The sequence below is a fragment of the Mesorhizobium loti genome (genome assembly GCF_003148495.1).
Classification (GTDB): Bacteria; Pseudomonadota; Alphaproteobacteria; order Rhizobiales; family Rhizobiaceae; genus Mesorhizobium; species Mesorhizobium loti.
On the sequence record NZ_QGGH01000001.1, the window covers coordinates 507,063 to 516,248 of the forward strand.

At 59.6% G+C, this 9,186-nt stretch carries 9 protein-coding genes and 1 pseudogene; 9 read left to right on the forward strand and 1 reads right to left on the reverse strand.

The features are described 5' to 3' along the window. Nucleotides 1–184: 184 nt before the first annotated feature. The 9 genes from C8D77_RS02690 to C8D77_RS02730 all read left to right on the forward strand — a co-directional run bounded on the left by C8D77_RS02690 (nt 185) and on the right by C8D77_RS02730 (nt 8,768). Nucleotides 185–1,471, forward strand: a complete 1,287-nt coding sequence (locus C8D77_RS02690; protein WP_109659068.1) for an aminotransferase class V-fold PLP-dependent enzyme — start codon at nt 185–187, stop codon at nt 1,469–1,471. A gap of 84 nt (nt 1,472–1,555) precedes the next feature. Beyond that, nucleotides 1,556–1,750: an FAD-dependent oxidoreductase gene (locus C8D77_RS02695; protein ID WP_342770034.1), complete on the forward strand. Its 195-nt coding sequence runs from the start codon at nt 1,556–1,558 to the stop codon at nt 1,748–1,750. 93 nt (nt 1,751–1,843) lie between these two features. Further along, a complete protein-coding gene (locus C8D77_RS02700; protein ID WP_109659072.1) occupies nt 1,844–2,416 on the forward strand; it encodes a helix-turn-helix domain-containing protein in 573 nt (190 codons plus the stop codon). A gap of 73 nt (nt 2,417–2,489) precedes the next feature. Further along, entirely contained in the window at nt 2,490–3,692 is a 1,203-nt protein-coding gene (locus C8D77_RS02705; protein ID WP_109659074.1) for a glycine C-acetyltransferase, read from the forward strand. A 20-nt stretch (nt 3,693–3,712) separates the two neighbouring features. Further along, the gene (tdh, locus tag C8D77_RS02710) at nt 3,713–4,741 is read left to right on the forward strand and encodes an L-threonine 3-dehydrogenase (RefSeq protein WP_109659076.1); all 1,029 of its coding nucleotides are present in this window, start codon (nt 3,713–3,715) and stop codon (nt 4,739–4,741) included. A gap of 57 nt (nt 4,742–4,798) precedes the next feature. Beyond that, entirely contained in the window at nt 4,799–6,445 is a 1,647-nt protein-coding gene (locus tag C8D77_RS02715) for a Na/Pi cotransporter family protein (RefSeq protein ID WP_109659078.1), read from the forward strand. Further along, nucleotides 6,442–6,660 (forward strand): hypothetical protein, encoded by a 219-nt coding sequence (locus tag C8D77_RS02720; RefSeq protein ID WP_109659080.1) that lies wholly within the window; start codon nt 6,442–6,444, stop codon nt 6,658–6,660. Before C8D77_RS02715 ends, C8D77_RS02720 begins: the two co-directional genes overlap by 4 nt. 47 nt (nt 6,661–6,707) lie before the next feature. Then, nucleotides 6,708–7,040 (forward strand): hypothetical protein, encoded by a 333-nt coding sequence (locus C8D77_RS38235; protein ID WP_245951705.1) that lies wholly within the window; start codon nt 6,708–6,710, stop codon nt 7,038–7,040. A 603-nt stretch (nt 7,041–7,643) separates the two neighbouring features. Beyond that, nucleotides 7,644–8,768: an MFS transporter gene (locus C8D77_RS02730; RefSeq protein ID WP_109659084.1), complete on the forward strand. Its 1,125-nt coding sequence runs from the start codon at nt 7,644–7,646 to the stop codon at nt 8,766–8,768. A gap of 17 nt (nt 8,769–8,785) precedes the next feature. Here the strand turns inward: C8D77_RS02730 and C8D77_RS02735 are convergent. Continuing rightward, a pseudogene (locus C8D77_RS02735) lies at nt 8,786–9,186 on the reverse strand (AAA family ATPase); the annotation flags it as partial.

The following is a 9,186-nucleotide window of genomic DNA, read 5'->3' on the forward strand; positions in this document are numbered from 1 at the left end:
CGCATCAGGCCGGCACCACCGCCCTTGAGTGGAAAGTAGGGAATGGTCATAGCGATTGGCAGCCCGCACCCATGCACACGTCCAAGGCCGGCGCCGGGCCATGTCCGCGCGCTTCAACGGCCTGTGGCAAAGCCTCGGTAGACACGCGCCATCAACAACAAACGACGGATCGCAGGAGACGGATATGACACTGCGGCGCAACTTTCTCATGGGCAGCATGATCGCAGCGGCAGGAGCGGCAACCCTGCGGACCGCAGCGGCGGAAACCGTCGCCCTTCCCACAGCGGATACGTCGAATTTGGCGACCGACGACGGGTACTGGGCGGCCGTGCGAGACCTCTACGACGTGGACCGATCGATCGCCAATCTGGAGAACGGCTATTGGGGTATTATGGCACGGCCGGTGCTGGAGGTTTACCTGGAGAACACGCAGCGAGTGAACCGGCAAAATTCGCTCTATCACCGCAGCGCCTTCGGAACCGATTTCGAGAATGTCCGTACGCGCGTCGCTGCCGCTGTCGGCGCGCTGCCGGAGGAGGTCGCGCTGACGCGCGGCGCCACCGAAGCCCTGCAGGTCCTGATCACCGGCTACAACAAGCTGCAGCCTGGCGATGCGGTTCTCTATTGCGACCTCGACTACGATTCGATGCAATATGCGATGGCCATGCTGAAGGACCGGCGCGGCGTCGAGGTGAAGACCTTTTCCATCCCCGAACCGGTCACCCGCGAGGCGGTTCTCGAAACCTACAAGGAGGTTCTCGACCAGACGCCCAAGGCGAAACTGCTGCTTCTGACGCATCTTTCGCACCGGACCGGGCTGGTGATGCCGACCCGCGAGATCACCGACATGGCGCGGGAAAGGGGCGTCGACACAATCGTCGACGCGGCGCATTCCTGGGGACAGATATCCTTCAACGCAACCGATCTCGGCGCCGATTTCGTCGGCTTCAATCTGCACAAATGGATAGGTGCACCCGTCGGGATGGGTTTCTTCTACATCAAAAAAGGTCGGCTGGCCGATATCGACATCCATATGGGCGACCAGGACTGGCCGGCAGACGACATCCGCTCGCGCATCCACACCGGAACGCTGAACTTCGCCGCCGCCCTCAGCGTACCCGCGGCGCTCGACTTGCACGAGAAGATCGGGGCTGCGTCCAAGAACACGAGGCTAACCTATTTGCGCAACCAGTGGGTTGGGCCGGTCCGGGCGATGGAAACCTACGAAATCCTGACGCCCGACGACCAGAGCATGCATGCCGGCATCACCTCGTTCCGCGTCAAGAGCAAGGGGACGAAGGACGACAACAACGCTCTGGTGGCGAAACTGCGCGATGAGTTCAAGGTTCTGACGGTGTGCCGCGCCGGTGTAGCGGCCGGCCAGTGCATCCGTGTGTCGCCCGCTCTCTACACGACTGAGGCGGAGGTCGCCCGACTGGTCGAAGCGCTCGCCGTCATCAGCGGCGCTTAATTAGGTTGAATACTCACAAACAGGCTTTCCGAATTGGCGAAGCGGTGATTTGGGGCCGGCACTTGGGAGCCTTCTATCCTACCGATTTTCCCAGACGTGGACACCAGCGCCGTTATATCTTGGGCTGGCTGCGCCCTACCGAACATGGTGCCAAGAATCGGTGTCGGGCGCAGTCCCGGCATTTTCTACAACACCGGTCATGGGCACCTAGGGTGGACGCTCTCAGCTGCCGCTGCTCAAATCATTGCGGAGGAGATTTCTGAGCAGCTACCCAAGTAGCGTGTGGCTGACATTCGCTCGAAAGATAAGTGAGCAATCGTGCATCAAGCAGAAGGCCTTTCCGTTATACTGGAAATTGGCTATACGATATGAATGTCAGAATCATCCGCCCCGCCGCTAATTGGTCCAAATGTACAACGCCGACGAAAAGACTCCGGCCTGACGCTTGAGCAGCTGGCGATGCTGTCTGGCGTTTCAAAGTCGATGCTTTCTCAAATCGAACGTGGCCAGGCGAATCCGACATTTGCGGTGCTCTGGGGCCTGACGCGCGCGCTCAAGATCGAGATTTCGGATCTTGTGGAAGGAACCTCAGCTGGTTCGAATACCGACACCGTCGAAGTTATCACGGCGCCTCACACGCCGGAGATCAAGAATGCTGACGGATCATGCCATCTTCGTATTCTGAGTCCGCCCCGCCTAGCGGGCGACACGGAGTGGTATGAGGTCGAGATTGCTCCGGGTGGGTGTCTCGAAAGCTCCGCGCACGCACCACGTGCATTCGAACATCTCACTGCGTTCACCGGAGGCTTCGAGGTCACGAGTGGTGGCGTGACCAAAATCCTCAAGACCGGTGAGACCGCGCGATACCCGGCTGACGTGCCCCATCGGATACGAAATACGTCAAAGACCGCTGCCAAGGGCTTGATGGTTTTGCTCTACAGATAATGAATTTCCACTATCTCTTGACATCATTCCTGTATAATGGATTAATTCCCTTATAACGGAATTTGGTGACGGTGTGGCTGCGACCTTCCTGAGACATTTGAACGAAACCCTCGCGACAATCGAAGCCGAGGGCCTCTACAAACGGGAACGGTTGATCGCCGGTCCCCAGCACGGCCGCATAGATGTGACGTTGCCTGCAGGAACCCGCGACGTTATCAATCTCTGCGCCAACAACTATCTAGGCCTAGCGAACCATCCGGAAATCGTGGCGGCCGCCAAAGTAGGTCTTGATAAATTCGGCTTCGGAATGGCGTCGGTTCGGTTCATCTGCGGCACGCAGACCTTGCATCGCGAGCTTGAACAGACGATCGCACACTACCTAGGCAAGGACGACGCGATCCTGTTTGCCGCTTGCTTCGATGCCAATGGCGGCATTTTCGAGGTACTGCTGGGAGCGGAGGACGCAATCATTTCAGATTCGCTGAACCACGCTTCGATTATCGATGGCGTGCGTCTCAGCAGGGCAAAGCGTTATCGCTTTTTAAACAGCGACATGAACGAGCTTGAGGATCGGCTCAAGGAGGCTGCCGCCGATGGCGCCCGGTTCAAGCTGATCGTCACCGATGGCGTCTTCTCTATGGATGGCTATGTCGCCAACCTGCCGGCGATCTGCGATCTCGCCGAGCGCTATGGCGCGCTCGTCATGGTCGACGATTGCCACGCGACGGGGCACATTGGCGAGGCGGGCCGGGGCACACCGGCGCTGACCGGCGTCGGGCCGCGCGTCGACATTGTGACGGGAACGCTGGGCAAGAGCCTGGGTGGCGCGATGGGTGGTTTTGTTGCGGCTGCGCAGCCGATCATCGATCTGCTTCGCCAGCGCGCCCGGCCCTATCTGTTCTCGAACAGTCTCGCCCCTGCAATCGCAGCCGGTTCGATCAAGGCGATCGAGATCGCAAGGCAGGCCGATGATCGGCGACAGATTCTTTCCTCTCACGCCGTCCGGTTCCGGTCCAAGCTCGCTAGTGCGGGCTTCGAGTTGCTTCCTGGCGAGACGCCAATCATTCCGGTCATGCTCCATGACGCGCGGCTCGCCCAACAGATGGCGGCAGCGCTCGACGAGCGCGGCGTCTATGTCGCGGCCTTCTTCTTTCCCGTCGTTCCCAAGGGCAAGGCCCGGATCAGGACACAGATGTCGGCGGCGCTCACCGAAACGGACGTCGACTTCGCCCTAGATGCCTTCAAGGATGCCGGCGGGGCGATCGGGATAATTTGATGATTGAGAGGGGTATTTTGATGCGAGCGCTTGTCAAGGCAATGGCCGAACCCGGCCTCTGGCTCGATGATCAGCCGGTACCCCCGATCGGACCGGACGACGTCCTGATCAAGATCAACAAGACGGGGATCTGCGGAACCGACATACATATCTATGCTTGGGACGAATGGGCGCGGCGCACGGTTCCCGTCCCCATGGTAGTCGGGCATGAGTATGCCGGCGAGATCGTCGAAACGGGATCAAACGTTCGCAATCTCCCCATCGGCCAGCGTGTCTCGGGCGAGGGCCACGTCATCGGGATGAACAGTCGTGCAGCCCGCGGAGGCCGATTCCATCTCGATCCCGAAACCAAGGGGATCGGCGTCAACATTCCCGGCGCCTTCGCAGAATATCTCAGGCTGCCGGCGTTCAACGTCGTGCCTCTCCCCGACACGATCGACGACGAGATCGGCGCCATCCTCGATCCACTCGGCAATGCGGTCCATACCGCATTGTCCTTCGATCTGGTTGGCGAGGATGTCCTCGTGACCGGTGCCGGTCCGATCGGCATCATGAGTGCGGCGGTGGCCAGGCATGTTGGCGCGCGGCATGTGGTTATCACCGACATCAATCCGATGCGGCTTGCGCTCGCGGCCGAGGTCGCCGACGTCGTGCCGGTCGATGTGTCGAAGGAGGACCTAAGCTCCGTCAAGGCCAAGCTTGGCATGAAGGAAGGCTTCGATATCGGCCTGGAAATGAGCGGCGCACCAGCGGCCTTCGACCAAATGGTCGAGCATCTCGTCATGGGCGGCAAGATCGCAATGCTCGGCATCCCGGCAAGGCCGGCTCCGGTCGACTGGACCAAGGTCGTGTTCAAGATGCTGACGGTCAAGGGCATCTACGGGCGTGAGATGTTCGAGACCTGGCACAAGATGCTGGCGATGCTGCAGAGCGGCCTCGACGTGCGCAAGGTGATCACACATCGCCTGCCTATAAGCGACTACGAGCTTGGCTTCCAAGCCATGCAAAGCGGTAACTCCGGCAAGATCGTGTTGGACTGGAAGCGCTGATGTCAGCGCTTCCAAATTCCGGGATCTCGCCAGTGCATATACGTGGGAAGGACCCCCATGATTGACCTCATCGGCGCAGTTGCACTTCTGCTGTGGGGTATACGCATGGTCAAGACCGGCGTGAGCCGGGCATTTGGCGCCCGACTGCGCCGCTGGATCGCCGCCGCCACTCGCAACCGGCTGATGGCTTTCGGCGTCGGCCTTGCCGCCACCATGGCGTTGCAGAGCAGCACGGCCACCGCGCTCATGACAGCTTCATTCGCCGGCAGCGGCTTCATAAGTTCGGCCATGGCGCAGGCGATCATGCTCGGTGCCAATGTCGGCACCAGCCTGGTCACGCGGATTCTGGCCTTCGACATCCACTGGCTCGCGCCGCTGATGATTGCAGCCGGTGTCGTCATGTTCACGTTCAGCGAAGCCAGGCCGCACAAGGGGATCGCCCGCGCGGTGCTGGGGCTGGGGCTGATGCTGTTGTCGCTTCATCTGCTTGGCCAATCGACCGAGCCGATGCGGCAGTCTGAGGTGCTGCGCGCGCTAATGGCCTCACTGGATGCAGTGCCGGCGCTGGCGGTCGTGGTCGCGGCCGTGCTGCCAATCGCCTCGTCCTCCAGCCTCGCCATCGTCCTTCTCGTTATGTCACTGGCTGCCAGCGGAACGGTTGGACCCGCTCTCGGCATCGCTCTGGTTCTCGGCGCCAATCTTGGCGGCGCTGTCCCTCCTGTGATCGCCACGATGGGAGACGGTCCGCTGGCACGGCGGGTGACCATCGGCAATCTCGCCGTCCGGCTGATTGGCTGCGTGATCGTGTTGCCCTTCGCCGATCAGGCGGCTTCCGCGCTCTCCGGCTTCGCCTTGGAGCCGGCGCAACTCGTTGTCGACGCACACATCGGATTAAACTTGCTGCTCGCTGCAATCATGCTGCCACTACTCGGTGCCGTTTCGTGGGCGATGCGCCGGTTGCTGCCGGAAGTGCCGATTCAGGGCGGTCCTGGCCATCTCGATCAGGCGAGTCTCAGCAATCCAGCAATGGCGCTTGCTGGTGCAGTCCGAGAAACGTTGCGCATCGGCGACAACGTGACGGACATGCTGCAAAAAAATCTGGAAGCGCTGCGTCGGAACGACACCAAGCTCTGCGCCGACATCGCCGCTATGGATGACGAAGTCGATCGCTTGCACGAGCAAGTAAAGCTCTATCTCTCCAACCTCAATCGGACAGATCTCGACGAAGACGAGGCACATCGCTCGGCCGAGATCGTCTCCTACGCCATCAATCTCGAGCACATCGGCGATATCATAGAAAAGAACTTGCATGATCTCGTCGTGAAAAAGATCAGAAACCAGCTGACCTTCTCGGCCCCAGGAGCGGCAGAGATCGAGGAGGTTTACGCAGTCACGATCGCGAACCTGCGCATCGCCCAGAGCATCCTCGTGTCAGGCGACGCAAAGCTCGCCCGCCGGCTGGTCGAGGCGAAAGTCGATATCCGCTATCTCGAGAAGCGGTCAGCGGACAACCATCTTAATCGGCTTCGCGACGGGCAGATCGAAAGTCTCCAGACTAGTGCGCTGCACCTCGACATCCTGCGTGATCTTAAGCGTATCAACGCCCACATAGCGGCGATCGCCTATCCTATTTTGAAAGAAGCTGGTGTTTTGAGTGAGTCTCGTCTGCTCGAGATTGCCAAGCCGGCGGGACGCGCAAGTTGATTGCCGAGCATCACGATCAGCGCACCGGAATCCTGTCAATCCAGGACGACGAGCGACATCGCGTGCTCGCTCGGCATAAAAGCATTGCCACAATCGATCGACGAAATACCAAGAAGGGAGCGTTCTTCGATGCCATCCGAAAAGGTGAATGCTCTTCCGCGATTGGTGCGGCACACTTCGCGGCGGAGAGGTTCACGACGATCACCCACTGCTAGCCCGAGCGAGGTGCGAGCATAGGCACGCAACAATACGAGGAGGTTTGATGTTGCCAGCAAAAGCAGAACGCGTCCTAGGCAATCATCTTGATCGTTTGATCGACGCGATGGAGCTCGCTCGGGATGAGCGCTCGATCAAAACCGCCCTGCAGGAATTCGCCACGAATTCCGGTTTCGAGCATTTTGCCCATTTTCAGCGTGCGCGTATCGGATGGGCGAGCGGTGTCGAACTACCCTCTGAAATGGCAGGAACGTTATGTGTCGAACAACTATGTGACGCTCGATCCGGTCATCGCTCAGGCGAAGCGCCTGATGTGTGGTCCATGAAGCAAATGCAGTCGTCGACCTGCTATCGCGCCGCGTCGTCGGCTGGTCGATGAAGGCCGAGATGACGGCCCAGCTCGTCACCGACGCCCTCATCATGGCGAACTGAAGATCCGGGAAATGCCTGTTCCAGTTAAGCGGCCACTACGGTTGCGGTGTGGTGCGTGAGCAGGTGTCTAGATTCAGGTGCCGTTTGGTACAACCGCGTGTCGACGGTACACTACCTGCTGCGACCAAGGTTATGGGCCGAAATGCAATCGGGGGAGAGGTGTGACTTGGCAAATAATTTGGTTCTGCCTCGACCCGCGTGGCGGGACTATCCTTTGAGCTCAATGCTCGCAAAGGAAAGTTAGGCATTGAGCGCCCGGCACCAGGGCGAAGGTTCGGCACGTCGCGCGGACAGCCACGGGAAGTTGGATTGCATACGCCGCACCGACAGGCCTCGCCATGTCTCGAATTGGGTTTCGGGAGGTCCGCTCATTGCTGTCAAGGCATGAGAAAAGTCGTCCGTCGGCCTCACACCTTTGGCCACCGCCTTGCTTGACCGAGCTGAAAAGATAGCCTTTCTGTGGCAGCCTAAGATAATCGCCTAGACATGGGTAGTGTTAGGAAACATGGCGAGCCTACCTAGAAATGTCCTGGCGATTTTGGCAGTAACAATGGCCTATCGTGTCGCGACGAGCATGGGACCGCTCGCGATCCTCGTCACGCTAGCTGACAAACTCTCACTTGCGGTCGCCTCGTTTGCTCTGACCGGTTGGACCTTTGCGGGTGCCCTCAGCCAACCGCTCTGGATTGCGATCGTAAAGAATATTGGTTGGCGTCCAACGTTTCTGCTATTGGGTATTGTCAGCTTTGCGAGCCATGTCGGGATCGGCATTGTCAGCGGCCCGCTCTCTGCTGTGCTTGTTTCCACGATCGCCGGCGCCTCACTGCCGCCTATCACAGCACAGGCGCGTGCTCTCCTTGCGGGTCTACTCGACGCTGATCGGCGCTCCGTTGCATTTGACGCAGAGGCAGCTTTGGCGAGCTCGGCATTTGTTATTGCGCCCTTGGTCGTAGCCGCCTCGAATTTTGTAGGGCAGCTTGGGCCCACGATTTCTTGCGCGGCGTTACTCGGTTTGGTTTCGCTGACTTTTGCGCACGTCGGGCATGGCATCGAACGTAAATCGGAGCATCCTGACGAAGGTCCGAGGCGGGGCAATACGAATCTCAACTGGCTGACCCAGGCGTTGATTTTCTCAGGAGCCGCAGCCTACGGTATGCTCGCATGCATCGAGGTTGCCGTTGTTGCACGGATTGATGACCGAACGGTAGCGGCGCTGCTTCTAACGGCATGGGCAGGCGCTTCTTTGGTCGGCGGGCTGATGCTCAGTCGTTTTCGAAATATCGAGCGGATTCGCTTGTTGCTCCTTCCGGTTCCATCAGTTGCGAGCATCGCTATGGCAGGCTTGGTGACATCGAACCTGCCTCTCTTTTCCATCATCCTCGTGATGAGTGGACTTGCGGTAGCGCCGACCATTGCTTTTCTGACATCGGAGGTTTCTCGGGTCACCCAGCCCTCTCAACATGCAAAGGCCTATGGCTGGCTACAGGCGGCTTCTTGGCTTGGATCGGCGATCGCTACTGCGGTTGCGGGATCGCTCGCGGACATTTCACTCGCGCTGCTGCTGTTGCTTGCGTCGAGCCTGGCTGTTGCTTCATTCAGTCTGATCTATCTGTGCCGCTGGCTGGCGCCAGCTCGCGCGCCCTTGACGTTTTCTGACGACTACGGCAAGCCCTGAACGCAAGAGGGCCCTGCGTCCTCATAGTCCGGGAAGTCGATGTGGTGCGCGATGCGCGATCGAAATCCCGGGTTGGACTGATAGAAGCGCTCCATCCGGTCCCCATAGCCGGCGAGGATGACGACGAGGTCGTCCCGCTGGTTCTCCATCACCTGCAGGAGGATTTCGATGGCTTCCTGGCCATAGTCGCGCTCGTTGTCGGGACGGTAGAGATAGTAGGCTTCGTCGATGAACAACACGCCCCCCCATCGCCTTCTTCAGCACCTCCTTCGTCTTCGGCGCGGTATGGCCGATATACTGGCCGACGAGGTCGTCGCGCGTTACCGAGACGAGATGGCCCTTGCGCACGTACCCAAGCCGATGGAGCAGATTTGCCATCCTGAGCGCCACCGTCGTCTTGCCGGTGCCTGGATTGCCC